The organism is Azospira sp. I09, assembly GCF_009177135.1.
GTDB lineage: Bacteria > Pseudomonadota > Gammaproteobacteria > Burkholderiales > Rhodocyclaceae > Azospira > Azospira oryzae.
On the sequence record NZ_AP021844.1, the window covers coordinates 3,628,619 to 3,654,031 of the forward strand.

The 25,413-nt window shown below is 62.7% G+C and carries 23 protein-coding genes; 20 read left to right on the forward strand and 3 right to left on the reverse strand.

The window, feature by feature from the left end; all coding sequences use genetic code 11:
- Positions 1 to 224 precede the first annotated feature (224 nt).
- From trfA to AZSP09_RS17035, 7 genes are all read left to right on the forward strand, one after another.
- A complete protein-coding gene (gene trfA / locus AZSP09_RS17005; RefSeq protein WP_197739026.1) occupies positions 225 to 1,190 on the forward strand; it encodes a plasmid replication initiator TrfA in 966 nt (321 codons plus the stop codon).
- Positions 1,191 to 1,461: 271 nt separating this feature from the next.
- On the forward strand, positions 1,462 to 2,301 hold the full coding sequence (locus tag AZSP09_RS17010; protein ID WP_152090718.1) for a HEPN domain-containing protein: 840 nt from the start codon (positions 1,462 to 1,464) through the stop codon (positions 2,299 to 2,301).
- A 46-nt stretch (positions 2,302 to 2,347) separates the two neighbouring features.
- Positions 2,348 to 2,659: a HigA family addiction module antitoxin gene (locus tag AZSP09_RS17015; protein WP_152090719.1), complete on the forward strand. Its 312-nt coding sequence runs from the start codon at positions 2,348 to 2,350 to the stop codon at positions 2,657 to 2,659.
- A 1,878-nt stretch (positions 2,660 to 4,537) separates the two neighbouring features.
- A complete protein-coding gene (locus tag AZSP09_RS17020; protein WP_152090720.1) occupies positions 4,538 to 5,401 on the forward strand; it encodes a type IV secretion system protein in 864 nt (287 codons plus the stop codon).
- A gap of 9 nt (positions 5,402 to 5,410) precedes the next feature.
- Positions 5,411 to 5,689 (forward strand): hypothetical protein, encoded by a 279-nt coding sequence (locus AZSP09_RS17025; RefSeq protein WP_152090721.1) that lies wholly within the window; start codon positions 5,411 to 5,413, stop codon positions 5,687 to 5,689.
- On the forward strand, positions 5,689 to 6,726 hold the full coding sequence (locus AZSP09_RS17030; RefSeq protein WP_152090722.1) for a type IV secretion system protein: 1,038 nt from the start codon (positions 5,689 to 5,691) through the stop codon (positions 6,724 to 6,726). The genes AZSP09_RS17025 and AZSP09_RS17030 overlap by 1 nt, the downstream gene beginning before the upstream one ends.
- A gap of 877 nt (positions 6,727 to 7,603) precedes the next feature.
- Positions 7,604 to 7,960 (forward strand): DMT family transporter, encoded by a 357-nt coding sequence (locus AZSP09_RS17035; protein WP_269473820.1) that lies wholly within the window; start codon positions 7,604 to 7,606, stop codon positions 7,958 to 7,960.
- A 12-nt stretch (positions 7,961 to 7,972) separates the two neighbouring features.
- Here AZSP09_RS17035 and AZSP09_RS17040 read toward each other — a convergent pair whose 3' ends face one another.
- Together AZSP09_RS17040 and AZSP09_RS17045 are read right to left on the reverse strand one after the other, a co-directional pair.
- Positions 7,973 to 8,683, reverse strand: a complete 711-nt coding sequence (locus AZSP09_RS17040; protein WP_014236784.1) for a DUF599 domain-containing protein — start codon at positions 8,681 to 8,683, stop codon at positions 7,973 to 7,975.
- Between the two features lie 82 nt (positions 8,684 to 8,765).
- A complete protein-coding gene (locus AZSP09_RS17045) occupies positions 8,766 to 9,398 on the reverse strand; it encodes an HNH endonuclease (RefSeq protein ID WP_172974789.1) in 633 nt (210 codons plus the stop codon).
- Between the two features lie 213 nt (positions 9,399 to 9,611).
- Here AZSP09_RS17045 and AZSP09_RS17050 point away from each other — a divergent pair, with 213 nt between their 5' ends.
- Complete coding sequence (locus tag AZSP09_RS17050) at positions 9,612 to 10,337, forward strand: energy transducer TonB (protein WP_172974790.1); 726 nt, start codon at positions 9,612 to 9,614, stop codon at positions 10,335 to 10,337.
- 14 nt (positions 10,338 to 10,351) lie between these two features.
- Here AZSP09_RS17050 and AZSP09_RS17055 read toward each other — a convergent pair whose 3' ends face one another.
- The gene (locus AZSP09_RS17055; protein WP_152090724.1) at positions 10,352 to 10,900 is read right to left on the reverse strand and encodes an NUDIX hydrolase; all 549 of its coding nucleotides are present in this window, start codon (positions 10,898 to 10,900) and stop codon (positions 10,352 to 10,354) included.
- A gap of 275 nt (positions 10,901 to 11,175) precedes the next feature.
- Here AZSP09_RS17055 and motA point away from each other — a divergent pair, with 275 nt between their 5' ends.
- The 12 genes from motA to AZSP09_RS17115 all read left to right on the forward strand — a co-directional run bounded on the left by motA (position 11,176) and on the right by AZSP09_RS17115 (position 25,381).
- Entirely contained in the window at positions 11,176 to 12,033 is an 858-nt protein-coding gene (gene motA / locus AZSP09_RS17060) for a flagellar motor stator protein MotA (protein ID WP_014236788.1), read from the forward strand.
- 30 nt (positions 12,034 to 12,063) lie between these two features.
- Positions 12,064 to 13,011 (forward strand): flagellar motor protein MotB, encoded by a 948-nt coding sequence (gene motB / locus AZSP09_RS17065; RefSeq protein ID WP_014236789.1) that lies wholly within the window; start codon positions 12,064 to 12,066, stop codon positions 13,009 to 13,011.
- Between the two features lie 113 nt (positions 13,012 to 13,124).
- Entirely contained in the window at positions 13,125 to 14,285 is a 1,161-nt protein-coding gene (locus AZSP09_RS17070; RefSeq protein ID WP_232058815.1) for a methyl-accepting chemotaxis protein, read from the forward strand.
- A gap of 15 nt (positions 14,286 to 14,300) precedes the next feature.
- Positions 14,301 to 14,666 carry a response regulator gene (locus AZSP09_RS17075; RefSeq protein WP_014236791.1) on the forward strand — a complete coding sequence of 122 codons (366 nt, stop codon included), beginning with the start codon at positions 14,301 to 14,303 and terminating at the stop codon, positions 14,664 to 14,666.
- A 49-nt stretch (positions 14,667 to 14,715) separates the two neighbouring features.
- Complete coding sequence (locus AZSP09_RS17080; RefSeq protein WP_152090726.1) at positions 14,716 to 17,175, forward strand: chemotaxis protein CheW; 2,460 nt, start codon at positions 14,716 to 14,718, stop codon at positions 17,173 to 17,175.
- Positions 17,176 to 17,191: 16 nt separating this feature from the next.
- Positions 17,192 to 17,695, forward strand: a complete 504-nt coding sequence (locus tag AZSP09_RS17085) for a chemotaxis protein CheW (RefSeq protein ID WP_130459976.1) — start codon at positions 17,192 to 17,194, stop codon at positions 17,693 to 17,695.
- A gap of 70 nt (positions 17,696 to 17,765) precedes the next feature.
- Complete coding sequence (locus tag AZSP09_RS20685; protein WP_014236794.1) at positions 17,766 to 20,633, forward strand: methyl-accepting chemotaxis protein; 2,868 nt, start codon at positions 17,766 to 17,768, stop codon at positions 20,631 to 20,633.
- Positions 20,634 to 20,705: 72 nt separating this feature from the next.
- Positions 20,706 to 21,584 carry a CheR family methyltransferase gene (locus tag AZSP09_RS17095; RefSeq protein ID WP_014236795.1) on the forward strand — a complete coding sequence of 293 codons (879 nt, stop codon included), beginning with the start codon at positions 20,706 to 20,708 and terminating at the stop codon, positions 21,582 to 21,584.
- Positions 21,559 to 22,206, forward strand: a complete 648-nt coding sequence (gene cheD, locus AZSP09_RS17100; RefSeq protein ID WP_130459974.1) for a chemoreceptor glutamine deamidase CheD — start codon at positions 21,559 to 21,561, stop codon at positions 22,204 to 22,206. Before AZSP09_RS17095 ends, cheD begins: the two co-directional genes overlap by 26 nt.
- A 6-nt stretch (positions 22,207 to 22,212) precedes the next feature.
- Positions 22,213 to 23,238, forward strand: a complete 1,026-nt coding sequence (locus AZSP09_RS17105) for a protein-glutamate methylesterase/protein-glutamine glutaminase (protein WP_152090727.1) — start codon at positions 22,213 to 22,215, stop codon at positions 23,236 to 23,238.
- 68 nt (positions 23,239 to 23,306) lie between these two features.
- Positions 23,307 to 23,612, forward strand: a complete 306-nt coding sequence (locus AZSP09_RS17110; RefSeq protein ID WP_014236798.1) for an STAS domain-containing protein — start codon at positions 23,307 to 23,309, stop codon at positions 23,610 to 23,612.
- 14 nt (positions 23,613 to 23,626) lie between these two features.
- Positions 23,627 to 25,381: an ATP-binding SpoIIE family protein phosphatase gene (locus AZSP09_RS17115; protein WP_165397535.1), complete on the forward strand. Its 1,755-nt coding sequence runs from the start codon at positions 23,627 to 23,629 to the stop codon at positions 25,379 to 25,381.
- The last annotated feature ends 32 nt before the right edge of the window (positions 25,382 to 25,413 follow it).

Below are 25,413 nucleotides of genomic sequence, written 5' to 3' on the forward strand. Positions count from 1 at the left end.
TGGAAAAGTGTGGCCCGCTAATGACCCTCCCGCAGCTTGCAAAGCTGCTAGATCGCAATGTGGATGGATTACGAATCTGCCTTGGACGGGAATCTGAATGGGCGCATCAAATCAATATGGCCCGTCTGAAAATTGGTCGTAGGGTTTATTACAAAACCCAAACGATTGCAAAGCTCATAGATCAATCAGCAGGGCAATAGACTGGCCTCGGTTGGCAAATAGCCGTGAGTATTGATCTCCCCAATGGAGTCGCGCACGTTCCAGCTGATGTTGGTGCAGGAAGTGCGGCAACTTTCATTGAGCAAATTACTAGGCTACAGGCGAAGGCGCGCCGGAGGGGGCGGCAGAATGAGGTTGCTTCTTCAACGGGTATGCAATTGCCAAGAGTCCCTGAGCAAATGCCCATATGGCCGGAGCCGGTGCGGGCCGTGCCGAATGGTGCCCTGCGCTCTGCCTTGTTTGGAGCCATCCGCCCAGGTTTCAGGCGGTTTCTCAAGGGAGAACAATTGGCGTCAGTCGAGGGGGTGAAAGTCATTTTTACTGGCGAGCGACTAGACCAAGGCGATCTCGACGTGTGGTTAAGCGTCCTGCACGCCATTCGTCTGCAAGAGATAGGTAATCAGTGTCGCGTTACGTCATACGCCCTGCTGAAACTCATGGGAAAAAGCGACAGCGGCAAAAATCGGGACACCCTGCACGAAAGAATCACAAGGCTGCGCGCCCATGCTGTCGAGTTCAAGCAGGGCCGATATGAGTACATCGGCGGCCTGCTCGATGAAGCATTCAAAGACAAGGAAACGGGGGAGTGGGTGATCGTGCTCAGTCCCAAGCTGCTGGCCTTGTTCGGGCCTGATCAGTTCACGCAGGTGCAATGGGTCGTTCGCCGCGAACTCGATCGCCAGCCGCTTGCGCAATGGTTGCACGGATTTTATGCCAGTCATGCCGCACCCTACCCGATGAAGGCAAAAACCTTGCTCCAACTTGCGGGCAGTGAAAACGATAGCCCCACAAGTGCGCGGCAGAAGCTACGTAAGGCGTTAGATGCTGTGGTCAAGGCTAGCAGTATTCACGGCGAGGGATTCAGTTACACCATGGTCGGAGATCTCGTCCAGGTGAAAAAAACGGCCAGCAAGGCTCAAAGGCGGCACTTGGTGAATGTCGCAAAGAAGCTTATGAAGCCGCGTGGCTGAGTACCGTTCCAGCAGATACGCAATACCGTTCCAGCAGATACGCAATACCGTTCCAGCAGATACGCAATACCGTTCCAGCAGATACGCAATACCGTTCCAACAGATACGCTATCCATTAGCCAATCGACCGAAAACCTTTTATACATGGGGGTCTCAGGATTTTGGCAATTCAAGCTAATACGTCTTTTAATCTATATTTAATTCCACCACAGCCGACAGCTGTGTACCCGGTGTATGCTTTCTGTTCCCTAACAACGTATGCCATCAACAAATGTCTGGCTATTTTAAGTTGTTGGCGGTCTATCGTACCCATACCCTTTCTGGGCCAAATTTTCGCTTTATTGTGGACCCGGTCACTGTCGAAAGCTTCAACGGCCCCCGTACGTATCATATTCCGCAGCAACTCACCAGGGTTCATGTGATAGGAAAAGCGCATGAAATATCAACCGTGGGAGAGCTTCAGCTTTTACCTGACGAACGCTACCTCGCCTTAACTGCCCGATCAAAAGATATCTCGCCGGCGGCTATTCCCCATATCGAAGACGCTATTGACCGCGTTGTAGCGCACCTTAGCATTGCATACCAGCCGCATCTTTTTTTTGAGCAGGTATACCGTGGCCCCCTCTGGGAAAGTCCCCAGAAGGGATGGGTTTCGATGGCAATGCGGCCTGGTGTCGCAATCAGCATGGATAGCGCTCAGTTCCTTGGAAAACTCTCTCACATGAACAAAGCCCTGGCAGCAAATTCTGACCTGGCGCGGCGCTATAACTTAATGGCCCGGTTCTACTCTCGCTCACTGCAATATGACCCAAGCGAAGAGAAGTTCTTGCTCCTGTGGACGGCATTGGAGATTTTTCCAATGTGCAATACCAGTCATATCAGCCGACTGATCGAGTACCTAAGCAAAATCACTGAACGCACATTCGACTCGGTCAAAGAAAAGTTAGAGATCGGACGCCTGAACGGGGTTCGTTCAAATTTGGTACACGATGGGATACTTCCTCTGGAAGATCGCCATCTCTTATTCAAACGGCTGGAGCTAATCGTTCATGCGGTCATGCGATCGATGTGCGGGCTAGCCTATGATCAGTCCTTAGATGAGTATTTCTAGAATCTCTGCCGTCGAAGTTGCGGACTATCACTAGGAGGGCCGAGCTATGGTGCCGAACACTGAACTACTGGACGAAATCCTCCCGGGGGAAATCCTCCTGGAGGACTTCATTAAGCCTCTGGGCCTGACTGCTACGCGCCTGGCCGGGGACATTGACGTAGCCCCCAGCCGCATTACCAACATCATCAAGCACGGCCAGGAAATCACCGTGGACACCGCTTGCCGGCTGGCCCTTTACTTCGGGACTACGCCCGAGTTCTGGATCAACCTACAGACGGCCTACGATTTGCGTATGGCCCGCCGGGAACTGATGCCCCGCCTGGCCGGCCGCGTCCGGGTGCTGGAAAGGGCGGCTTGATCCTCAACAGGAGCAGCGCAAGCAGACAGCGCCGGGAAACCCCCGGCGCTTTTATTTCGTGACACCGCGGCGACCTGGCCAGCTGGCCCTGCACCTGCCGGGCCTGGCCTCGGCTCACCAGACCGGCGCGGAGTATGCGACTAGGGCTAGGCATACAAGCACCTGTAGCGCCGCCAACAGCAGGCTTTTACGTTGTTTCTTCATTTCGCTTTCCTTTTTACTTCTGCCAGGGGCAAGCCTGGCCTCACCCCGCAACAATTCGCTTGGGTGAAACGTATAGAGACTTCCTCGTAAAACCCGCGTTTTTTTTCGCGGACCTGGGAGGGATGGTAGTTGTCAGGCCGATTGGTGCGCCTGCCTGCGGATTTCGCGGGCGGCTTCGGCGGGATGGCCTGGCGCGCCTGCATCAACCTTCCAATCAAGTCTAGCGGCCTGAATAGGCCGATTTCACGCTAACTTTCCGATCCTTCCCGCTGGGGGTTAGTGACAAGTTCGTGCGGCCGGCGCCGTGGATCTGTCACGAAAATTTCGCAGCGAAATTTTTAGTGACGGATCTCCGCACCTGGTGGATCTGTTTTGTCACTACGGCGGGGAATGCCTTGAGGGCTGCGGATTTGCTGGGCGGGGAGGGGGGTGCGGGTGTTTATCTTGGGCCATCCCTGGGCGGTGCCCAGGGACCGCTCTGGCAGGCTGCGCCCAGGGCCCCGCATAAGGCGCGAGTCTCAGCCTTGCGGGTGCCGGCCGCATTGTCCGGTCTGTGTGGTAGGGATGCAGCAGCAGGGGCCGCTCTACCCCCCCCAGGCCGAAGCGGCCCCAGCCGTGGGAGCGTGTCAGCTGCGGGGGGAACAATCCACAGACAGCCCGCGAGGGCGAGGGCCAAAGGCCCGAGTAAGGCCCCGGGCGTCCCCCGTGTGAGGGGCCGTTCTGTCTGTGGAGTGTTCCCCCATGATCGTCCCGGCCTCAATGGCCAGGACGATCAACACAGCGGCCGATTCAGCAGAAGCCAGCGACCCCACCCCGATTCGGCATCCCCCCGTGATGGGGGAAGCCGCCAGGGCCAGCCCTGGACCTGCTGGGGTATTGGCATACCCCAGACCCCGCACTTTAACTGCGCCGGCCGCTGGCCGGGCCGTGTCGGATTTTTTCGGCGTCGGAGTCCTCACCGGGGCGACTTCCCCACTTACCCACAACCCGGCCACTTGGCGGGCCGGGATGGGGATAAGTGGCGCCCCTGCCGTTTTACTGATCCACCGGGGAAAGCTCTGGCCGCCGCCGCCGATCCTGACCCTGCCCGGCTCCGTGGTCCCGTTCTTCGGCGCCTGGGCTTCGCCCTTTCGATTGCACAACCGAAAACGTCAATTCGGTTGTGCAATCGACTATCAGGGCCGAATCCGACGATTCGGCCGCCTCGATACAGGCCGTTTCCGCCGGGCTACACCGGCCCGGCCCGTGGGCTACAGCTACGCCGGCCCCGGGCTACACCCCCCGCGCTGCCGGGCTACACGGCTACCCAGGCCGGGCTACAAATCAGCCCGACCAGGCTACCCGCTCCGGCCCGGCTTCGCGGAAACGTGCATAAATGCCCGTTTTAATTAGTCTTTTTGTTAGGTGCCCCTCTTCGGCTTCGCCTACGAGGGCCAGAGGGTGGAGGGGTGGCGCCTAGAACCTGGCGCCTACCCCCACGCTTTCCCCGCTTCTACTCCGTGCTTCCAGCACTCCGAAGGCGGTGAAAGCTAATGGCAGGATACGCAAATTATCATATATCTGGTGCTTTTGATTCCATAGTGACGAGTTAAGAGACACTTCGAAACCCGCGCCATTATTGACGTCCGCGTAGATTGCAACTAGTCTTGTAATTACAATTTTAGGAGGCTGGTTATGGGTGATTCGCGGCTGTCTGTTTGGATGCTATGTCTTGCACTGCTGGCTAAGTCAGCTACGGCGGGCATGGTGGTTACTGACCCTACTAGCTATAGCTACTACGTCGAGCAAATTAAGCAGCAGGTGGAAATGCTTGAGAAGGCGTCGAAGCAAGTTGAGACCATGGGGGGGGTTCTGTCCGAGGCCCAAAGAATTCAAAGCAACCTCACCGGTCATTACAACCGTGCGGTGTCTCTGGTGAATCGCATTAATCGACTATCTAACACCATCAGTAGGGAATCCTCTGGCGGGATAGTTGGTGAAGCCAAAAAATGGGGGAATGTAGGCCGCCAAGTCGGCGGTGTCCTTAAGGGAGGCGCGGATGAGGGCGACCGGGTCATCAAGGACGTGAGCCAAATTAACGGGAATGACATCTATCAAGACACCAAAGAGATCTTGGATGAAGTCTTTGTAGATCCTCGGGACATTGCTAACCGAGAAGATCGATATAGATCTATCTCTCGGCGCTATCAGGTGCAACAAGGGGCGCTTAAGGAAGTGGTGGCCAAGTCGGAGCGTACCCTGGCTGGTATTAAGGACCGGATAACGATTGTTCAGGAACTGGCCGGGATGGTTGACCAGACCGCCAATCAGAAAGATGCACAGGACTTGGGAAATCGAATCTTGGTAGAGGTCTTGGCCACCCTAGTGGATATGTTGGCTATAGCAGCCCAGGCCAATCAGGCAGAGGCTCTGGCTAACTATCGGGGGGCATCCGATGTGGCAATGGAGCAAAGGAAAAAGCGGCTGGAGCAAATCAACAGCTCGGCCCTCGAGTTGGACAAAATCTTTGGACAAAAGTCTGGCCGTCGGCCGTTCTAAGGAGGTTTTATGCGTATGCGAGGAAAGTTGCTGGTCCTGATCTTGGTTGGTGCTGCTGCTCGTCCAATCCTGGCGGAGAATATTGCCATCACCAAAGACCGGCAGGAAGGGGGGCTCCAGGCCCTGCCAGTGCAGCCAGCCCCACAGTCGGGAGAAATCGGTCAACAAAGTCAGCCAGTCGAGTCGAAGAAAGGCAAGAAAGATAAGCCACCAATGCCGGATATCAACAAGCTGATTTGGGACTCTGCCCAGCCCGGCAGCAATGGCAAACCTCGGAGGCCGTTCTAATGGATGCTTGCTCCTCTCTGGGATGTTCCATCCTCAATGCGTTGTTGGAGAAATCGGACGTGCTTGTTTCCGGTGTATACAACAGCCTGATGGGTTCTTGGCCGGGTCTTGTTATCACCACGCTCTATATTCTGGTCGCGGGGTACGTGATTCTCATGGGGCGTGCTGGTGAGAGAACCAAGGATTGGGCTATTTCTGTGGTCCTGATTATGGTCCTTACCGGCTTTGCTGGCTCGTACTCAACCTTTAACGAGTGGGTTGGGGGGCCATTGATGTCGATAGCCCAGAAGGCCGGTGCTCTAGCGGCAAGTGGCGGGGAAAGCTCCGGGGATGGCGGTATTAGTGGCCTGTTGGACGCCAATGAGCAGAGCTTGGGAAAGGTGATTGCAACCATTGATGAGTTGGAGGTGCCAGGGAATCCAATCACAAATGCCTGGCTTTATCTCAAGGTTGGGGTGGTGGTTTTCATCATGACCCTATTAGCCTGCGTCATGTACATAGGCATGCTGGCTCTGCTCTGCATAGCCCTTTTTTCTTTAATGATGATGTTCATGGTCGCCGGCCCCTGTTTGTGGCTAGCCAGCTTTAAAGAGACCAGGCACATTACCTGGGCCTGGTTGAGGGCCAGCGCGAACTACACCCTATGGGTTGTGTTCATCGCGGCTGTTGCTGGGGTCGGGAATCGGTACATCGCAGGGGTCTCTGATGTCCTCACTACCTGGGATTTAGAGCGGGACGGAGTATTTACCAAGGCGATTGGGGCTCATATGGCAATCACCGCTATATCCATCTATATGCTGCTTAAAACTTCTGAGTGGGCAGCTTATCTGACCGGGGGCACTGCAACCCAAGCTGGCGTTCTTGGCGCCTTAGGTAGCATGGGTGGCAGCGCTGTAAGTAGTCTGGCTAATAGCGGCGGTAACGCTGCCGGAGCTGGTGCTCGATGGGGGGCTGGGGTGGCTATCAACAGAACGCAGATCGGCGCTGCTGGCTACCGGGCCTATAGCGCACTCAAAGGGCTCGGGCGTACCAGGTAATTTCATCGCTCCTGACCATGGAGGCAACCATGGTCAGGAGCTAACCATACGAACACCATATAGGGGTGAAGAATGGCTAAAACTACCGTATCTCAAAGGTTCTCAAGTAGCAACAATTCCGCGGACACGATTAATCAGATGCAGCAAACCATCCAACTGCTTCAGGACTTATGCAGCAGGTTGTATTCGGTGGAAATGAAACTGCAGGGTATGAATCAGGGGCGAGTGCGTAGGAAGATGCTTGCCGATATGCAACATGCTGAGCTAGTTCTCCAGGATGGATGCTTGGAGTTGGAAAACCACCTCATCACCTTCATGCCTCGTTACTTCCTTCCCATTAAAGCTGTGTCATGATTTCAAAACTACACGAGCTTTTCATGACAGCATGGGCAACGACGAAACCTATAATTTGCGCTTACCTCCTGGCCTAAAGGCCAAATTTCTAGCCGCGGCGAAGCGAACGCGGCGATCTGGAGCTGATGTAATAAGGGAGTTTATGGAACGGTACGTGATAGACCATCCACCACAACCCCGGAAGAAAAAGACGCAAATTAATGAATGAGAAGGGGCTAACTGTGGTGCAGTTGTGGGGCAACGGCTAGTTTCGTTAGGTTGGTCTGATTTACGCTAACCCATTGATTATTAGTTATGTTGTGTTGCGCTTGTTTACTTTGCTAACATGTTGATTAGCAAAAAGAAGCGCTTTTTGGTGGAGACTCGAAATCAGATGGTCAGGGAAACCTGGCACGTGGGTTCGAATCCCACCCTCACCGCCACTCCTTTTCTGCTTCTTCCGGCGGCGCCTGCCGCCCGCTGCGGGGACGACCCCGCCAGCGTCCGTGCCTTGGGGACGGCCCCGTTGCCACGGAGGTCGCCCATGTTTTCCCCCACTACTGTCTTTTTCCTCTCGCCCCTGCTGGCCTGGGCTGTGCTGCTGCTCGCCGGTCTGCTGGAGATCGGCTGGGCCCTGGGCCTCAAGTCGGCGGCCGCCTCCTCCCGTCCGGCGCTGATGTGGTCTGCCACCCTGGCGGCCATGGCGGCGAGCGTGGGCCTGCTGGCCCTGGCCCTGAAACAGCTGCCCCTGGGCTTGGCCTATGCGGTGTGGACGGCCATCGGCATCGCCGGCACCGCCCTGGTGGGGATTTTCCTGCTGGGGGAATCGGCCAGTCCCCTGCGTCTGTGCAGCATCGGCCTGATCCTGGCCGGGGTGGCCGGGCTCAAGCTGAGCGCCTGAGCCCTTTGTTTCTCAGGCGCCGCCGCCGGGCGGGCGCATGGCCAGCAGGGTCTCGGAATGGTAGTCGCGGCGGTAGAGCACCACCACGATGATGCTGGTGACCACCAGGAACAGGCCCGGACCCACCAGCCAGGTGAGGGCGGCGAGGCCGAAGTAGTAGGCCCGGATGCCCCGGTTGAAGTCGTCCCCGGCGTAGCTGTTCACCGCCGCCATGCGCCGGGCGCTGGCTTCCAGTTCCGGATCGGTGTCGCAGCTGCCGGTGGGGGCGGCGCCCACCAGGATGGAGAGCAGGTTGAACTGGCGCAGGGACCAGGTGAACTTGAAATAGGCGACGACGAAGACGCCGAAGAGCAGCAGCAGTTTCAGTTCCAGCAGGTCCCGGGTGACTTCCCGGGCGAAGGGGAAGTCGGCGGTGACGGAGACCACCTTGTCCAGGGTGCCGAGCACGGCGAAGAGGCCGGCGATGATGTAGATGGTGGTGTTGGCGTAGAAGGAGACGCTGTTCATCAGGTTGCCGATGAGGGAGGCGTCGGTGATGCGCACTTCCCGCTCCAGCAGGCGCCGCGCCCATTGCAGGCGGTAGGCGTGGCCCTGGCCCACCAGGTTCTCCCGGGCGTGAGGGCCCCGTTCGGCGAAGAAGACGTAGCCGATCCAGCAGAAGAGGAACCAGCTCAGGGCGCTCCAGTCGAGCAGGGTCAGATGGGCCAGGGGGCCTTGGGGCATGGGGAATTCCGCGTCAATGAAAGCCGATGGGCCGATTTTGCCACAGCCGGGGCCGGGCCGTTCCCGGCGCCGCGGGGCGGCTTCAGATGACCCGGCTCTTGGCCGGCACGTGGCGGGCCAGGAAATCCATCTGGTCGGCCAGGATCTGGCGGTTGGAGAGAATCAGGAATTCGGCCCGGTTGGGCACGTAGGGCAGGTAGAGCAGTTCCATGCCGGCCTTTTCCAGCAGGCGGGCACCCTTCTTCTGGTTGCAGGGCATGCAGGCGGCCACCACGTTGGTCCAGGTGTCGCTGCCGCCCTTGGAAATGGGGATGACGTGGTCCCGGGTCAGGCGCTGGCTGGAGAATTCCCGGCCGCAGTAGGCGCACAGGTGGCGGTCCCGGTGGAACAGTTCCCGGTTGGAGAGGGGCGGTACGTGGCGGTTGTAGCCTTGACCGTGGCTGTGGCCGCGCAGGGCGATGATGCTGTTGGCGGTGATGGCGGAGCGCTGGCCGGTGAGGCGGGAAATGCCGCCGCGCAGGGTGAAGGCGTTGTCGCCCGCATCCCAGGCCACCATTTCCCGGGCGTAGTAGAAGCAGGCCTCCTGCCAGGAAATCCAGCGCTGGGGCACTCCGTTCTGGTCCAGGGCCAGGATCAGGGGCGCACAGGCGAACTCGGCCAGCAGGTGGGGGGCCGGGAGGCAGTGCGGGGGCGGCAGGCATACCGGATCGTTCATGGGAGTCCATAAAAATCATCGGTTTGCGCCAGAGTAACAAAGGCCGCCGGCTTTTCCTAGGGCATGGACTGGCTGCCAGGTGGCGGCTGGGGAAGGGGAGGCTTTCGGGTATCCTTGCGCCTGTATGGCAGCGGCGGCTCCGATTTTCCCCCGTTGCCGCCACTGCCGCGGCTGCGGCCCTGTCTTCCATCCATTTGTCTGCCCAATCGTTCCATGGCTGCCCCATCTTCCACCCTCAAAGCCGCCCTGGTGGTTTCCCTGCTGGCCCATGCCGTGCTCCTGGCCTGGGGGCGCTGGAGTCTAACGCCCACGCCCAGCGCGGCGGCTGGCGGCATGCGGGTGGATCTGCGTGGCGGTCGGCCAGCTGCCGAGGTCGTGCCCCGGGAGGCCCAGTTGGCGCCGCTTTCCCGGCAGGTATCGCCGAAAGTGCCGTCCCGCCTGCCTGAGCGGCCGGCTGCCATCTTGGCCGTACCCGGTGCCACCGCCCAGGTGGCGGCTGCTGCCGCCCGTCCGCCGGCGTCGGCCGAGGCTGCGCCGGAGCGGCGGGGGGAAGGGGAGGGCCATGCCGGCGCGGCGGCCAGTCCGGCGGCCGGTGGCGGCGAGCGGGGCGCGGCAGCGCCGGCCCGGGAAGGCGCCAGCGGCGATGCCCTGCGCCAGTACCGCCTGGCCCTGGCCCTGGAGGCGCGGCGCTTCAAGCGTTATCCGCGGCTGGCCCGGGAGCGGGGCTGGGAGGGGACGGTGGAGGTGGTGGTGCTGGTGGGCGGTCCCGCCGGCCTGGCCGGCACGGTGCAGTTGCAGCGTTCCAGCGGCTACGGCCTGCTCGACGACCAGGGGCTGGAAATGCTCAACCGGGCCCTGGCCACGACGCCGCTGCCGGAAGCCCTGCGCGGCCGGGAGCTGCGGCTGGTGCTGCCGATCGAATTCAAGCTGGAGGAGTAGGGGGCGGGCCGGCCCTAGAGGTAGTCCGCCGGCGGCGGGGGCAGGTCCAGGCTGTGCAGGCGGAAGTGGCCTTCCCGTTTGTCGGCGTAATAGCGTTCCAGGGCGAAGCGCACGCTGCGGAAGGCTAGGTCGTGCCAGGGGATGTCGCTTTCCTGCAGCAGGGCCGTTTCCAGGCTTTCCTCCCCCGGACTGTGGCGGCCGTCCACCAGCTTGCCCAGGTAGAAGAGGTGGACCTGGTTGATGTGGGGCACGTTCACCACGGCGAAAAGGCTGCCGATTTCCACCCGGGCGCAGGCTTCCTCCAGGGTTTCCCGGGCCGCGGCCTGGCCGGTGGTCTCCTCGTTTTCCATGAAGCCGGCCGGCAGGGTCCAGTAGCCGTGGCGCGGTTCGATGGCGCGGCGGCAGAGGAGGATGCGGTCCTCCCATTCGGCAATACAGCCGATCACCAGCTTGGGATTGAGGTAATGGATGGTGCCGCAGGCGTCACAGACGTGGCGGGGCAGGCTGTCTCCCGGAGGGATGCGCAGGTGCACCGGAGCGCCGCAGTGGCTACAGTAGTTCATCGCGGGAGGAGGAGTGTGCGTGGCGCATGTTTGCCAGTTTAAAACAGTTTCCGGGCCCAAATAAGAGACATTTGTCCTCGCCCCCGGGCCCTTGGGACACCATAATGAATGGCAAAATGGATCGCCTCCGGGGGCCAGAATCCGCCGGCTGGCGGAGTTTTTCTGGGGCTTTTGTTCGGCCCGATGCTATTTTGCTCAGCCGTAAGGGTTGTTGCTAGAATGGCATACACCGAATTAATACAGCAGGCGCTGCCGGAAGGGCAGTGGGGGGAAGCATGTTTCTCATCATTGGTTATGTAGTCATCCTGCTGGCCTCGGTTGGCACCTACGCCATCCACGGCAGCCTGGCTGCCCTGTGGGTGCCCGCCGAATATGCCGCCATCGTCGGTCTGGTGGTGGGCGCCTTCGTCGCCAGCAACAGCATGAAGGTCATCAAGAAGACGGTCGGCGCCCTGCCTTCCATCTTCAAGGGCTCCAAGTACACCAAGGCCCTCTACATCGACCTGCTGGCCATGCTCTTCGAAATCCTCGCCAAGGTGCGCAAGGAAGGCCTGATGGCCATCGAAGCCGACGTGGAAAACCCCGAATCCAGCCCCATCTTCAGCAAGTACCCGGACATTGCCGGCGACCACCACGTCCTCGATTTCATCACCGACTACCTGCGCATGATGGTGGGCGGCAACCTCAATACCCTGGAAATCGAAGCCCTGATGGACATGGAAATCGAGACCCACCATCACGAGGAAGAGGTGCCGGGCCATGCCATGGCCAAGGTGGCCGACGGCGCTCCCGCCTTCGGTATCGTGGTGGCGGTGATGGGGGTGGTGAACGTGATGGGCTCCGTGGGCCAGCCGCCCGCCGTGCTCGGCAAGATGATCGGCGGCGCCCTGGTGGGCACCTTCCTCGGTATCCTGCTTTCCTACGGCTTCGTCTCGCCCATCTCCAGCCTGCTGGAGCAGAAGGCCCACGAAGGCTCGAAGATTTACCAGTGCATCAAGGTGGTGCTGCTGGCCGCCATGTCCGGCTACGCTCCCCAGGTGGCCATCGAGTTCGGGCGCAAGGTTCTCTTCTCCGACGTCCGCCCGTCCTTCCGCGAACTTGAAGAAGAACTCAAGGCTCGCAAGGGCAAGTAAGTCCTGAACCCTTTTGCCCGGTAAGCGCCGATGAGCGACGATTCCTCTCGCCCCATAGTCATCAAACGCATCAAGAAGGGTGGCGGCGGCCACCATGGCGGGGCCTGGAAACTGGCCTACGCCGACTTCGTCACGGCCATGATGGCCTTCTTCCTGCTGATGTGGTTGCTTGGCTCCACCGCCAAAGGCGATCTGGAAGGCATCGCCGAGTATTTCCAGAATCCCCTCAAGGTTTCCATGCAGGGCGGCTCCGGTTCCGGCGACGCCACGGCGGTGATCCAGGGCGGTGGCCTCGACCTGACCCGGCAGAACGGCCAGGTGCGCAAAGGCGAGGACGCGGCCAAGCACAGCGTTTCCAAGTCCTCCGAAGAAGCCAAGCAGCGCGAACGGGCCATGCTCAAGGAGCTGAAGAAGCGCATCGAGGATGCCATCCAGAGCAATCCGGCCATCCAGCAGTTCAAGAACCAGCTGCTGCTGGACATCACCAGCGAGGGCCTGCGCATCCAGATCGTGGATGAGCAGAACCGGCCCATGTTCGACCTGGCCGGCGACCAGCTGAAGCCCTATACCCGGGAAATCCTCAAGGAAATCGGCAAGGTGCTGAATGCGGTGCCCAACCGCATCACCCTCTCCGGCCATACCGACGCGGCCCAGTTCGCCGCCGGCGCCCGGGGCTTCTCCAACTGGGAGCTGTCCGCCAACCGGGCCAATTCCTCCCGGCGCGAACTGGTCAGCGGCGGCATGGACGACCACAAGGTCCTGCGGGTGGTGGGCATGTCCTCCACCGTGCTGTTCGACCGCAACGACCCCCTCAATCCGGTCAATCGCCGCATCAGCATCGTCGTCCTCAACAAGGAGACGGAAGAGGCGTTCCTGCGGGACGCCGCGCCTGATGTGGAAGTGAGCAATGACGCCATCCCTGCGTCCGAAACGCTGACCCCCGGCACCAAGGTGCCATCCGGGCGCCCGCCCCTGTAGAATGTCCGGTCAGCCAGCACAAGCAAACTAATAAGGGGAGACTGGGTACGATGAACGGATGGGCCAAATTGTCTGGCTTCGGACTGGTATGGGCGTTGCTCGTGGCGGCGACCATGGCGGCGATCGACCCTGACCTGCGCGGCGCCCCCTTTTCCGTCGGCATCGGCGCCATCGTCGTCGGCTGGCTGCTGTTTTCCCTGTTGCTGCGCGATTCCTCCGCCGACGGCAAGGAGTCGTCCGGCGGTGACGTGGCTGGTGGCGAAAGTGTGCGCCTGCTGGCCGAGACCGGCGAGGTGATGCAGCGGGCCAGCGACGAATTCCACAGCCAGTTCGAGGAAGCCCGGGCCGACGTGACGCGGACCCAGCAGATTTTCTCGGAAGCCATCGGCACCCTGATCCAGAGTTTCACCGCAATGAGCCAGCAGGCCCGGCGTCAGCAGGAGCTGGGCACGGGCATCATCAGCAGCCAGCGCGGCGAGGACGGCGCCGCCGATTTTGCCGGCTTCGCCCAGCACACCTCGGAAACCCTGCACGCCTTCGTGGACAGCGTGGTGGCCAACTCCAAGCTGGCCATGGAACTGGTGGAAATGACCGACAAGATGTCGGAACAGATGAAGCGCATCACCGGCATGCTGGGCGAGATCGAAGGCATCTCCAAACAGACCAACCTGCTGGCGTTGAATGCCGCCATCGAGGCGGCCCGGGCCGGCGAGGCGGGCCGCGGTTTCGCCGTGGTGGCGGACGAGGTGCGCGACCTCTCCGGCCGCACCAGCCACTTCAGCCAGCAGATCCGCGGCCAGCTGGTGACCATGCAGCAGTCCATCGAAATGACCGAGCAGGCCATCAACAAGATGGCGGCCCAGGACATGACCTTCGCCCTCAAGTCCAAGCAGGGGGTGGAGGTGGCCATGCAGAACATCGAGGCCCTCAACCACCGTACCGGCGAGACCATCGATGAGCTCAACCACATCTCCGAGAGCATGGAGCAGAGCGTCAATCAGGCGGTGGTCTCCCTGCAGTTCCAGGACATGGTGACCCAGCTGCTGTCCCACGTGAATGGCCGCCTCGAATCGGTCCAGGCGGTGCTGGGCGAGGTCCGGGCCCTGGCGGCTGCGGCCCAGTGCGGCCAGGGCGAGATGTCCGCGGCCCAGGCCGACAGCCTGCGGCAGTCGCTGCTCCAGGCCCGCACCCAGGTGGACGGCCTGCGCCAGCGCACCTCCAATAATCCGGTGAGCCAGGAAGGCTTCAACACCGGCGAAATCGAACTCTTCTGAAAATCGGAGTCTCCCATGCCCAAAACCATTCTTGCCGTCGATGATTCCGCCTCCATCCGCCAGATGGTGAGCTTTACCCTGAAGAGTGCCGGTTACGACGTGGTCGAGGCCGTGGACGGCATGGACGGCCTGGAAAAGGCCAAGGCCCGCGCCATCAACCTGGTGCTGACCGACCAGAACATGCCGCGCATGGACGGCCTGACCCTGATCCGCACCCTGCGCGGCCTGCCCCAGTACAAGGCCACGCCCATCCTGATGCTGACCACCGAGTCCTCCGACGCCATGAAGACCCAGGGTCGCGCTGCCGGCGCCACCGGCTGGCTGGTCAAGCCCTTCGATCCCCAGAAGCTGGTGGAAGTGGTGAAGAAGGTGATCGGCTGAGCCGCGGCCCCGGTCCCCTTCAGTCCCTGCGTCGGTCAGAGAGGCGAACATGGCCATCGACATGAGCCAGTTCTACCAGGTGTTCTTCGAGGAGTCGGCGGAGCACCTGGCGGAAATGGAATCCCTGCTGCTCGGGCTGGACGTGGGCGCTCCGGAGGACGAGGACCTCAACGCCATTTTCCGGGCGGCCCACTCCATCAAGGGTTCCTCCGGCACCTTTGGCTTCACTGACCTGACCGCCGTCACCCACGTCCTGGAAACCCTGCTCGACCGACTGCGCAAGCACGAGATCGGCCTGCGCCCGGAAATGGTGGATGCCTTCCTCGAGGCCGGCGATCTGCTCAAGCTGCTGCTGGCCGCCCACCAGGGCGGCGAGGCGGTCAGCGCCGAGGCCCAGGAGGCCATCTGCGAAAAGCTGCGCCAGCTGTCCCGGGACGAAGGGGCCGAGGCGGTTGCTGCCGTTGTGCCGGAAACCGTTGTGGTCCCGGCGGAAAGCGGCGTTGATGGCGGCTGGGAAATCGAGTTCGTGCCGACGCCCGCTTCCCTGGCGGTGCCGGAAACCCTGGAAAATTTCCTCGAGGACCTGGGGCGCCAGGGGCGCCTGGAAGTGCTCAGCCGTTCCAGCGGCCCAGTTCCCTCCCTGTGGCAGCTGCGCCTTTACGGCCAGGTGGCGCGGGAATCCCTGGCCGATTCCCTCGATTTCGTCGCCGAGACCGATGCCTGGCGCCTGTCGCCCCTGGCAGCCCCGGCGGCAGCTGCCGACGAGGCTTTCGGCCTCTTCGACGATGCCCCCGGAGCGCCCCAGGACGAGACCGCCTACGGCTTCTTCGACGACGCCCCCGGCCTGGCCCCCGCCGCGCCTGCCGCGATGGCGGAAGAGGGGGATGGCTACGGTTTCTTCGATCCCTTGCCCGAGCCGGTGGCGGCAGAGGATGCCCTGGCCCCCATCCCAGCCGTGGCTGAGGAAGGTGAGGGCTACGGCTTTTTTGCCCCCCTGCCCGATCCTGCTGCCGCTCCGGCAGCGGTGGCTGAAGAAGGGGATGGTTACGGCTTCTTCGAGCCTCTGCCGGCCAATGCCGGTGCGGCTGCCGGGGTGGCCGAGCCTCCTGTGCTGGAGGAAGGGGAGGGCTACGGTTTCTTTGTGCCGCTCCCCCAGGCCGGCACCATGCCGGCGGTGAGCGAGCCTGCGCCCGCTCCGCTGGCGTCGCCTCCGGCCGCTCCTGCGGTGGCTCCGACAAGCGTTGCCGCCGCGGCGCCGGCGCCACTGGCGCCGGCAGCCGAAGCCCGCGTCGAAAGCCGTCCGAAGGCGCCGCCGGTGGCCGCGGGCGACAGTTCCATCCGGGTCGGGGTGGAAAAGGTGGACCAGCTCATCAACCTGGTGGGGGAACTGGTCATCACCCAGGCCATGCTCCTGGCCACGGCCCAGGAAATGCAGGAGGCGGCGCCCGAGCGTCTGCTCAACGGCCTGACCCAGCTGGAACGCAACAGCCGGGATCTGCAGGAAGCGGTGATGTCCATCCGCATGCTGCCCATTTCCTTCGTCTTTTCCCGTTTCCCCCGGGTGGTACGGGATCTTTCCGGCAAGCTGGGCAAGCAGGTCGAACTGAAGATGAGCGGCGAGACCACGGAGCTGGACAAGGGCCTCATCGAAAAGATCACCGACCCCCTGACCCACCTGATCCGCAACAGCCTGGACCACGGCATCGAATCGCCGGAGAAGCGCGTCGCCGCCGGCAAGCCGCCGGGCGGCACCATCACCCTCAAGGCGGCCCACCAGGGCGGCAACATCGTCATCGAGGTGGGGGACGACGGCGCCGGCCTGAACCGCCAGAAAATTCTCGCCAAGGCCCGGGAGAAGGGCCTGGCGGCCTCCGACCAGATGAGCGACCAGGACGTGTGGGCCCTCATCTTCGAGCCCGGCTTTTCCACCGCCGACCAGGTGACCGACGTTTCCGGCCGGGGCGTGGGCATGGACGTGGTGCGGCGGAATATCCAGGCCCTGGGCGGTCGCATCGAGATCGAATCCATGACCGGCATCGGCACCCGCATGACGGTGCGCCTGCCCCTGACCCTGGCCATCCTGGACGGCATGAGCGTGGCCGTCGGGGAAGAGATCTATATTATTCCCCTGTCCTATGTGGTCGAGTCCCTGCAGCCGAAGCCCAGCGATATCAAGACGGTTTCCAACCAGGGCCGGGTGATCCAGGTGCGGGGCGAATACCTGCCCGTGGTGGTGCTGCACGAGGTCTTCGCCGCCGAGCCCAAGGTGCGGGAGTTCCACCAAGGGATCATGGTGGTGCTCAATGCGGACGGGGCCAAGGCCGCCCTGTTCGTGGACGGACTGGTGGGCCAGCACCAGGTGGTGATCAAGAGTCTGGAACAGAACTACCGCAAGGTGCAGGGCGTGTCCGGCGCCACCATCATGGGGGACGGCCGGGTGGCCCTGATCCTGGATACCTCGGCCCTGGTGGCCATGGCCAAGGGCCAGGCGACGGACGGGGCAGCCTGAGCGAAGGAGCGAGACAGTGGAAAACTACAATGCCGGCAATGGCGCCACCGACGAAGACCAGGTGGCCAGCGAATTCCTGACCTTCACCCTGGGCCAGGAGGAATACGCCATCGATATCCTCAAGGTCCAGGAAATCCGCGGCTACGACATGGTGACGCGGATCGCCAATGCGCCCGAATTCATCAAGGGCGTCATCAACCTGCGGGGCCTGATCGTGCCCATCGTCGATCTGCGCATCAAGTTCAAGCAGCCCAAGATCGAATACACCCCCTTCACCGTGGTCATCATCCTCAACGTGATGAGCCGGGTGGTGGGCATCGTGGTGGACAGCGTTTCCGACGTCATCGCCCTGACCCCGCCCCAGATTCGCCCCGCCCCGGATTTTTCCGCCAGTTTCGATACCCGCTTCATCCTGGGCCTGGCCTCGGTGGAAGGACGCATGCTGATCGTCACCGACATCGAGCAGCTGATGAGCACCCGGGACATGGAACTGATGGACGACGTGGCCGCCCTGGCCTGAGACAGGCACCCAGACAGAGAAAATTGCTTGGCCGCCGGAAGCGGTGGCCGGAACAGACGGAGAGACCAACATGCGCACCAATCTGCCGGTCACCAATGTGGAAGTGCCCCTGCGGGATGACACCCTGATCGTCTCCAAGACCGATCTCAAGGGTCAGATCACCTACATCAACCGGGATTTCATCGAGATCAGCGGCTTCACCGAGGCCGAGCTGATCGGCGAGCCCCACAACATCGTGCGCCACCCGGATATGCCGTCCGAAGCCTATGCGGACATGTGGACCCACCTCAAGGCGGGACGGCCGTGGACCGGCCTGGTGAAGAACCGCTGCAAGAACGGGGACCACTACTGGGTCGAGGCCAATGCCACGCCGATCCGGGAAAACGACCAGGTGGTCGGCTACATGTCGGTGCGCCGCAAGCCCTCCCGGGACCAGGTGGAAGCGGCGGAAAATGCCTACCGCCTGTTCCGCGAGAACCGGGCCGGCTCCCTGCGCATCCTCTGCGGCAAGGTGGTGCGCGGCGGCCCCAGCCTGGGCGACCGTTTTGCCAGCCTGTCCCTGGCCACCCGTCTGGGCCTGGGTTTCGGCCTGGCAGTCCTGTTTGCCGTGGTGGTCGGCGTGCTGGGCCTGTATGCCCTGAACAACACCAACGAGAGCCTGGAGCGGGCCTTCACCGACCGCCTGCAGCCGGTCCAGGGCCTGGCCCGCATCGGCAAGCTGGTGGCGGACAACCGGGCCCAGGTGCTGCTCGGCCTGCAGCATGAGCCGGGCACCAGCAATGCTGCCAGCCATGAGCATCCGGTGACGGCCCACACCGACATCATCGCCAAGAACCGGGAAGAGCTGACGGCCATCTGGCAGCGCTACCAGCAGAGCATCCGCAGCGACGAGCACAAGGCCCTGGCCGAAGCCTATTTCATCGCCCGCAAGCGTTATGTGGACGAGGGCATCAACCCGGCCCGGGACGCCCTCAATGAAGGCCATTTCGCCGAAGCCCAGCGCATCCTCTCGGAGAAGATCAATCCGCTCTACGACGAGGTTTCCGCCAAGACCGACGCCCTCTACCAGTACCACGCCGACCAGGCGCGCAAGGACGCCCAGGCTGCCGATGACCTGAAGGCCACCACCACCGGCACCATCGTCGGCGCCATCGTGCTGGTCATCGTGCTGCTGACCTTCATCGCCTGGCGCCTTTCCGGCGGCATCCTGCGCTCCCTGGCCGATGCCCAGGCCGCCTTCGGCGCCGTCAGCCAGGGCCGCTACAACCACCAGGTGGACATCACCCGCAACGACGAGATGGGTCGCTTGCTGCAGGGCATCCAGGCCATGCAGATCAAGCTGGGCTTCGATGTGGCCGAGGCCCAGCGCATCGCCAACGAGAACCTGCGCATCAAGATCGGTCTGGACAACGTGGCCACCAACGTCATGGTGGCGGACGACCAGCACAACATCATCTACATGAACAAGGCGGTGGAAGACATGTTCCGCCGGGTGGAGGACGACATCCGCCGCGACCTGCCCGACTTCCGCGCTGCCACTCTGCTCGGTTCCAACATCGACGTCTTCCACAAGAACCCGGCCCACCAGCGCGGGCTGCTGTCCCGCCTCAGCGGCTCCCACCGCGCCACCGTGCACCTGGGCGGCCGCACCTTCTCCCTGACCGTGACCCCGGTGGTGAACGAGCGCGGCATCCGCCTCGGCTCCGCCGTGGAATGGCTGGACCGGACCGCCGAAGTGGCGGTGGAGGCCGAGGTGGCCGACATCGTGAACGGTGCCGCCAACGGCGACTTCACCCGCCGCCTGGTGCTGGAGGGCAAGGACGGCTTCTTCCGCCAGCTTTCCGAGGGTATCAACCGTCTTCTGGAAACCAGCCAGAAGGGCCTGGACGACGTGGCCCGCATGCTCAACGCCATGTCCCAGGGCGACCTTACCAGCCGCATCGAGGCCGACTATGCCGGCACCTTCGGCCAGCTGAAGAACGACGCCAACAGTACCGTCGAGCAGCTCAAGGAAATCGTCGAGCGCATCAAGGGCGCCACCGAGGCCATCAACACGGCGGCCCAGGAAATCGCCTCCGGCAACACTGACCTCTCCTCCCGCACCGAGGAGCAGGCCTCCAGCCTGGAAGAGACCGCCTCCTCCATGGAGCAGCTGACCAGCACGGTGAAGCAGAATGCGGACAATGCCCGTACCGCCAACGAGCTGGCCAGCGGCGCCCAGCAGGTGGCAGTGAAGGGCGGCGAGGTGGTGGAGCAGGTGGTGCAGACCATGGGCGCCATCCATCACTCCTCCAGCAAGATCGCCGACATCATCGGCGTCATCGACGGCATCGCCTTCCAGACCAACATCCTGGCCCTCAACGCGGCCGTCGAAGCGGCCCGGGCCGGCGAGCAGGGCCGCGGCTTTGCCGTGGTGGCCACCGAGGTGCGCAACCTGGCCCAGCGCAGCGCCGCCGCCGCCAAGGAAATCAAGGCCCTCATCTCCGATTCCGTGGAGAAGGTGGAGAACGGCTCGCGCCTGGTGGATTCCGCCGGCCGCACCATGGAAGAGGTGGTGACCTCCATCAAGCGCGTCGCCAAGATCATGGCCGATATCGCCGAGGCCAGCCGGGAGCAGAGCGCCGGCATCGAGCAGGTGGGCCTGGCGGTGAGCCAGATGGACGAAGTCACCCAGCAGAACGCCGCCCTGGTGGAGGAGGCCGCTGCTGCCGCCGAAAGCCTGGAGGAGCAGGCCCACGGCCTGATGGAGGCAGTTTCCGTGTTCCGCCTCGGCCACGAGGCGCCGGCAGGCCGCCACGCCGGCCCGAGCCCGGCCATGGGGCAGGCGCAGGCCGCCATTCCCCATCTGCAGCAGGAAGTGCGTGTGCCGTCACCCAAGTTCGGCGGCAAGCCCGTCAACCTGCCGGCCTCCCTCGATGACGAGTGGGAAGAGTTCTAAGCCCTTTCCATCCGCCCAGCCCGCTCCCGGCCCTTGTTGCCGGGAGCTTCTCCGAGCAAGGAAGTGTCAGCCATGACCGATGCCAAGCGCCCCCTGTTCAACCTGCCGCCGGCGGCAGCCCCGGCTACCCGGGAATTCGTCTTCACCAGCGCCGATTTCGAGCGGGTCCGCAAGCTCATCTACAAGCATGCGGGCATTTCCCTGTCGCCGGTCAAGCAGGACATGGTTTATTCCCGCCTGGCCCGGCGCCTGCGCGCCACCGGCATCAAGTCCTTCAGCGACTATCTGGACCGGCTGGAAAAGAACAGCGATTCCCAGGAGTGGGAGAAGTTCGTCAATTCCCTGACGACCAATCTCACCTCCTTCTTCCGGGAACCCCACCATTTCCCCATCCTGGCCGACTACCTGAAGAAGCACGCCGGCAAGCGGCCCCTGAAGATCTGGTGCTGCGCCGCCTCCACCGGCGAGGAACCCTATTCCATCGCCATGACCGTGCAGGAGGCCCTGGGCAACGCGGCGAGCAATGTTTCCATCATCGCCTCCGACCTGGATACCAACGTCCTGGCTACGGCCGACAAGGGCGTCTATGCTGCCGACCGGGTGGAGAAAATGTCCCCGGAGCAGGTCAAGCGCTTCTTCCTCAAGGGCACCGGCAACCAGGAGGGCTACGTCTGCGTGCGGCCGGAACTGCGCCGCATGATCACCTTCCAGCGTCTCAACCTGCTGGACCCCAGCTGGTCCGTGCGCGGCCCCCTGGATGTGATCTTCTGTCGCAACGTCATGATCTATTTCGACAAGCCGACCCAGTACAAGATTCTTTCCCGTTTTGCGCCCATGCTGAACCCGGAGGGCCTGATGTTCGCCGGCCATTCCGAAAGCTTCCTGCATGCTGCGGACTTGTTCCGTTCCCTCGGAAAGACGGTCTATGAGCTGGCGCGAAAGCCGGGATGACCTGGCTGCGGCCGCCGGCGGTGCCGAGTATGTGGAGCACCTGGCGACCAATCGCTATTTCGACCGGAGCTTCGAGCGGCCGGCGGCCAAGATCCTGCCCGGCGAATATTTCGTGGCCCGGGACGACATGCTGCTGGTCACCGTGCTCGGCTCCTGCGTCGCCGCCTGCATCCGCGACGGCGATTCCGGGATCGGCGGCATGAACCATTTCATGCTGCCCGAAGCGGGCGGCGAGGGCATGGTCAGCACCTCGGCCCGCTACGGCACCTACGCCATGGAAGTGCTGATCAACCATCTGCTCAAGCTGGGCGCCCGTCGCGGCCGCCTCGAGGCCAAGGTCTTCGGTGGCGGGGCGGTCCTCTCCAGCCTGGCGTCCACCCAGGTCGGCGCCCGCAATGCGGAGTTCGTGCTGAATTTCCTGAAGACCGAAAAAATACCCGTGGTTGCCAAGGACCTGCTCGATTCCTATCCCCGGAAGGTCTATTACTTTCCCCAGACCGGCAAGGTCCTGGTGAAGAAACTGCACCGGGTCCACAACGACACCCTGTTCACCCGCGAAAAGGAATACCAGTCCCGTCTGGGCCAAGCGAAGGTGGAAGGGGACATCGAACTCTTTACCTGACCCGCCATGCCTATCCGTGTACTCGTAATCGACGATTCGGCGGTGATGCGCAAGCTGCTCACCGAATTCATCAATTCCCAGCCTGACCTGGAGGTCGTGGGAGCCGCTCCCGACGCGCCGACGGCCCGGGAGATGATCAAGACCGTCAATCCGGACGTGCTGACGCTGGACGTGGCCATGCCGAAAATGGACGGCCTGGAGTTCCTCGAGCGCCTGATGCGCCTGCGGCCCATGCCGGTGGTGATGGTCTCCTCCTATACCGAGGCCGGTTCCGATACCACCCTCAAGGCCCTGGAACTGGGCGCCGTCGAATTCATCGGCAAGCCCCGGGTGGAGCCCGGCCATTCCCTGGACGACTACGCCCAGGAACTGGCGGAGAAGATCCGGGCGGCCAAGGGGGCGCGCCTGCGCAAGCCGCCGGCCGCAGCCCAGCCCGTACCCTCCGTGCCCCGGGGCGTGGCCACCAACAAGATCATTTTCGTCGGCGCCTCCACCGGCGGCACCGAGGCCCTCAAGCATTTCCTGCTGGGCATGCCGGCCGATTGCCCGCCCATCCTGGTGGTGCAGCACATGCCCGAGACCTTCACCGCCTCCTTCGCCAAGCGCCTCGACAGCCTGTGTGCCCCCCGGGTCATTGAATCCAAGGGCAATGAAAAGGTGGAGGCCGGAACCGTCTATATCGCCCCCGGCCATTCCCACCTGCAGGTGCGCAAGACCGCCTCTGGTCTGGTGACCGAACTGCTGCAGACCCCGCCCGTGAACCGGCACCGGCCGGCGGTCGATGTGCTGTTCCACTCTGCCGCCCAGCTGGTGGGGCGCAACGCCCTCGGGGTGATCCTCACCGGCATGGGCAAGGACGGCGCCCAGGGCCTGCTGGCCATGCATCAGGCCGGAGCCCGCACCTACGGCCAGGACGAGGCCAGCTGCGTGGTCTACGGCATGCCCCGGGAAGCCGCCCAGATCGGTGCGGTGGACGAGGTGGTCAGCCTCGACGAAATGTCGCGCCGGGTGCTGGCCGGCCTGGGGCGCTAGCCGCCGCTTGCGGCTCCATAGATAATAGGCCGCAGTGCTAAGACACGAATAATTGATAAGGGAGTGGTATGCATACCAGTGTTGAGCAGGACAATGGCCGGGCCGTGGTAAAGCTCTCCGGCCGCTTCGATTTCAATTCCCACCGGGAATTCCGCGCTGCCTACGAGAACCTTCTCGGCCGTGGCGACCTGAAGGAGTTCGTGGTTGATCTGGGCGGCGTCGATTATCTGGATAGTTCGGCCCTGGGCATGCTGCTCCTGCTGCGCGACAAGGTGGCCCTGGAAAACAAGGCCGTCTCCCTGGCCAACTGCCAGGGCAACGTGCGGCAGGTGCTGGATATCGCCAACTTCGGCAAGTTGTTCAAAATCTCCTGATGCCGTTCGGGGCCATGAAAGCGGTAGCCGGCCCCATTGCTGTTCCTGCGCTCGCCATCCTCCTGGTGGAGGATGATCCCCTCGATGCCGAACTGACCCAGCTCGAGCTGGAACGTTTCGGCCACCGGGTCAGCGTCGCCCGCAGCGGCGAGGAGGCCCTGGCCCTGTACGCCAGCTTCCGTCCCGATCTGGTGGTGACGGACATTTCCCTGCCGGGCATGTGCGGTTGCGAACTGACACGCCAGCTCAAGTCCCGGGAGCACCCCCACTGGCTGCCGGTGCTCTTCATGAGCGGCACCCAGAGCGAAAGCTCTCTGGTGGAGGCCTACCAGGCCGGTGCCGACGACTTCATCCACAAGCCCATCAGCCGCCCGGTGCTGCAGGCCAAGCTGGGCGTCTTCCAGCAGCGCCTGCACCTGCAGCGTGAGGCCCAGGCCCGGGAGCGGCTGCTGCAGCGCTATCGGGACCAGGTGGAGGAGGAGAAGAGCGTCGCCCTGCACCTGATGCATCGCCTGGTCAATGCCGAACTGCTGGGGGATCTGGCCGTCAGCCACTGGATGCGGCCGGCGGAAACCTACAGCGGCGACCTCATCGCCGCCGCCCGTACCCCGGGCGGCATCCTGCATGTTCTTCTGGCCGATGCCACCGGCCACGGTCTGGCCGCCTCCCTGGCGGTGATGCCGGTGACCCAGCCCTTCTACCGCATGACCGAAAAGGGTTTCGGCATCGATGCCATCGCCCGGGAGATGAACCGCAAGGTGGCCGAGCTGCTGCCCGTGGGGCGTTTCGTCGCCGCCACCCTGGCCGCCGTGGATTCGGCCAGCGGTTCCATCCAGGTGTGGAATGGGGGCAATCCTCCGCCGTTCCTGGTGAACAGCCAGGGGCTGCTGTCCAGCATCACTTTTGCCAAGGCCCATCTGCCCCTGGGCATCCTCGCCGACGAGGACTTCGATGCCTCCACCGAGGTGCATTTCATCGAGGAGCCGAAGCAGCTGGTGATCTACTCGGACGGTGTGGTGGAGGCGGAAAACGGCAGCGGCACGCCCTTCGGCCGGGAGCGCCTGCTCAATGCCCTGCTCAGCCAGGAACGGGAAGAGCGCCTGGCCGGCGTGGTGGGGGCCCTGGATGCCCATCTGGCCGGTCGCGGCGCCCAGGACGACCTGTCCCTGATGCTGGTGCATTGCTACCACCAGACTGCCCGCAGCCCCCGCATCGGTGGCGGAACCCCCCGGGTGCTGCGCCACTCCGGTTCCTGGCAGGTCACCATGTCCCTCTCTGCCGACGACATTCGCAACCTGGACCCGGTGCCGACCCTGATGGGGGTGTTGAGCCAGTTCAACCGGGACAAGGACCATGGCAGTCACATCTTCCTCATCCTCTCCGAGCTGTACAACAACGCCCTGGACCATGGGGTGCTCGGCCTGGATTCGGGCCTCAAGGCCCAGAGCCAGGGGTTCGAGCGCTACCTGGAGGAGCGGGGGCGGCGTCTGGCCGCCTTGCGCGACGGCACGGTGGACCTCGAAGTGACCCAGCAGCATCGCGGTGGCCGCACGGAACTGGTGATGCGGGTGCGGGACTCCGGCCCCGGCTTCGATCACGCCGCCTTCATGGCCAGTCTGGAAAGCGAATGTAGCGGCAAGGTTCCCCATGGCCGGGGCATCCGCCTGGTCCATTCCCTGTGCAGCGCCCTGCACTATTGCGCACCGGGTAACGAGGTCATCGCGTATTATGATATGACCGACTTTGGCTACGCCGGGGACCGACAGTAAGCCGAAGATACTTATAGACACTGGGAAAACCA

What these genes read in the sequence shown, in the direction of transcription:
- AZSP09_RS17055 (WP_152090724.1), bottom strand. Translation starts at nt 10,900, where the DNA reads ATGAACTACTGTAGCCACTGCGGCGCTCCGGTGCACCTGCGCATCCCT.
- cheD (WP_130459974.1), top strand. Translation starts at nt 21,559, where the DNA reads ATGAGCTGGCGCGAAAGCCGGGATGACCTGGCTGCGGCCGCCGGCGGT.
- AZSP09_RS17035 (WP_269473820.1), top strand. Translation starts at nt 7,604, where the DNA reads ATGTTTTCCCCCACTACTGTCTTTTTCCTCTCGCCCCTGCTGGCCTGG.
- AZSP09_RS17020 (WP_152090720.1), top strand. Translation starts at nt 4,538, where the DNA reads ATGGGTGATTCGCGGCTGTCTGTTTGGATGCTATGTCTTGCACTGCTG.
- AZSP09_RS17070 (WP_232058815.1), top strand. Translation starts at nt 13,125, where the DNA reads ATGGCGGCGATCGACCCTGACCTGCGCGGCGCCCCCTTTTCCGTCGGC.
- motB (WP_014236789.1), top strand. Translation starts at nt 12,064, where the DNA reads ATGAGCGACGATTCCTCTCGCCCCATAGTCATCAAACGCATCAAGAAG.
- AZSP09_RS17015 (WP_152090719.1), top strand. Translation starts at nt 2,348, where the DNA reads ATGGTGCCGAACACTGAACTACTGGACGAAATCCTCCCGGGGGAAATC.
- AZSP09_RS17010 (WP_152090718.1), top strand. Translation starts at nt 1,462, where the DNA reads ATGTCTGGCTATTTTAAGTTGTTGGCGGTCTATCGTACCCATACCCTT.
- AZSP09_RS17105 (WP_152090727.1), top strand. Translation starts at nt 22,213, where the DNA reads ATGCCTATCCGTGTACTCGTAATCGACGATTCGGCGGTGATGCGCAAG.
- AZSP09_RS17115 (WP_165397535.1), top strand. Translation starts at nt 23,627, where the DNA reads ATGAAAGCGGTAGCCGGCCCCATTGCTGTTCCTGCGCTCGCCATCCTC.
- AZSP09_RS17040 (WP_014236784.1), bottom strand. Translation starts at nt 8,683, where the DNA reads ATGCCCCAAGGCCCCCTGGCCCATCTGACCCTGCTCGACTGGAGCGCC.
- AZSP09_RS17025 (WP_152090721.1), top strand. Translation starts at nt 5,411, where the DNA reads ATGCGTATGCGAGGAAAGTTGCTGGTCCTGATCTTGGTTGGTGCTGCT.
- motA (WP_014236788.1), top strand. Translation starts at nt 11,176, where the DNA reads ATGTTTCTCATCATTGGTTATGTAGTCATCCTGCTGGCCTCGGTTGGC.
- AZSP09_RS17030 (WP_152090722.1), top strand. Translation starts at nt 5,689, where the DNA reads ATGGATGCTTGCTCCTCTCTGGGATGTTCCATCCTCAATGCGTTGTTG.
- AZSP09_RS17075 (WP_014236791.1), top strand. Translation starts at nt 14,301, where the DNA reads ATGCCCAAAACCATTCTTGCCGTCGATGATTCCGCCTCCATCCGCCAG.
- AZSP09_RS17080 (WP_152090726.1), top strand. Translation starts at nt 14,716, where the DNA reads ATGGCCATCGACATGAGCCAGTTCTACCAGGTGTTCTTCGAGGAGTCG.
- AZSP09_RS17045 (WP_172974789.1), bottom strand. Translation starts at nt 9,398, where the DNA reads ATGAACGATCCGGTATGCCTGCCGCCCCCGCACTGCCTCCCGGCCCCC.
- AZSP09_RS17110 (WP_014236798.1), top strand. Translation starts at nt 23,307, where the DNA reads ATGCATACCAGTGTTGAGCAGGACAATGGCCGGGCCGTGGTAAAGCTC.
- AZSP09_RS17050 (WP_172974790.1), top strand. Translation starts at nt 9,612, where the DNA reads ATGGCTGCCCCATCTTCCACCCTCAAAGCCGCCCTGGTGGTTTCCCTG.
- AZSP09_RS20685 (WP_014236794.1), top strand. Translation starts at nt 17,766, where the DNA reads ATGCGCACCAATCTGCCGGTCACCAATGTGGAAGTGCCCCTGCGGGAT.
- AZSP09_RS17095 (WP_014236795.1), top strand. Translation starts at nt 20,706, where the DNA reads ATGACCGATGCCAAGCGCCCCCTGTTCAACCTGCCGCCGGCGGCAGCC.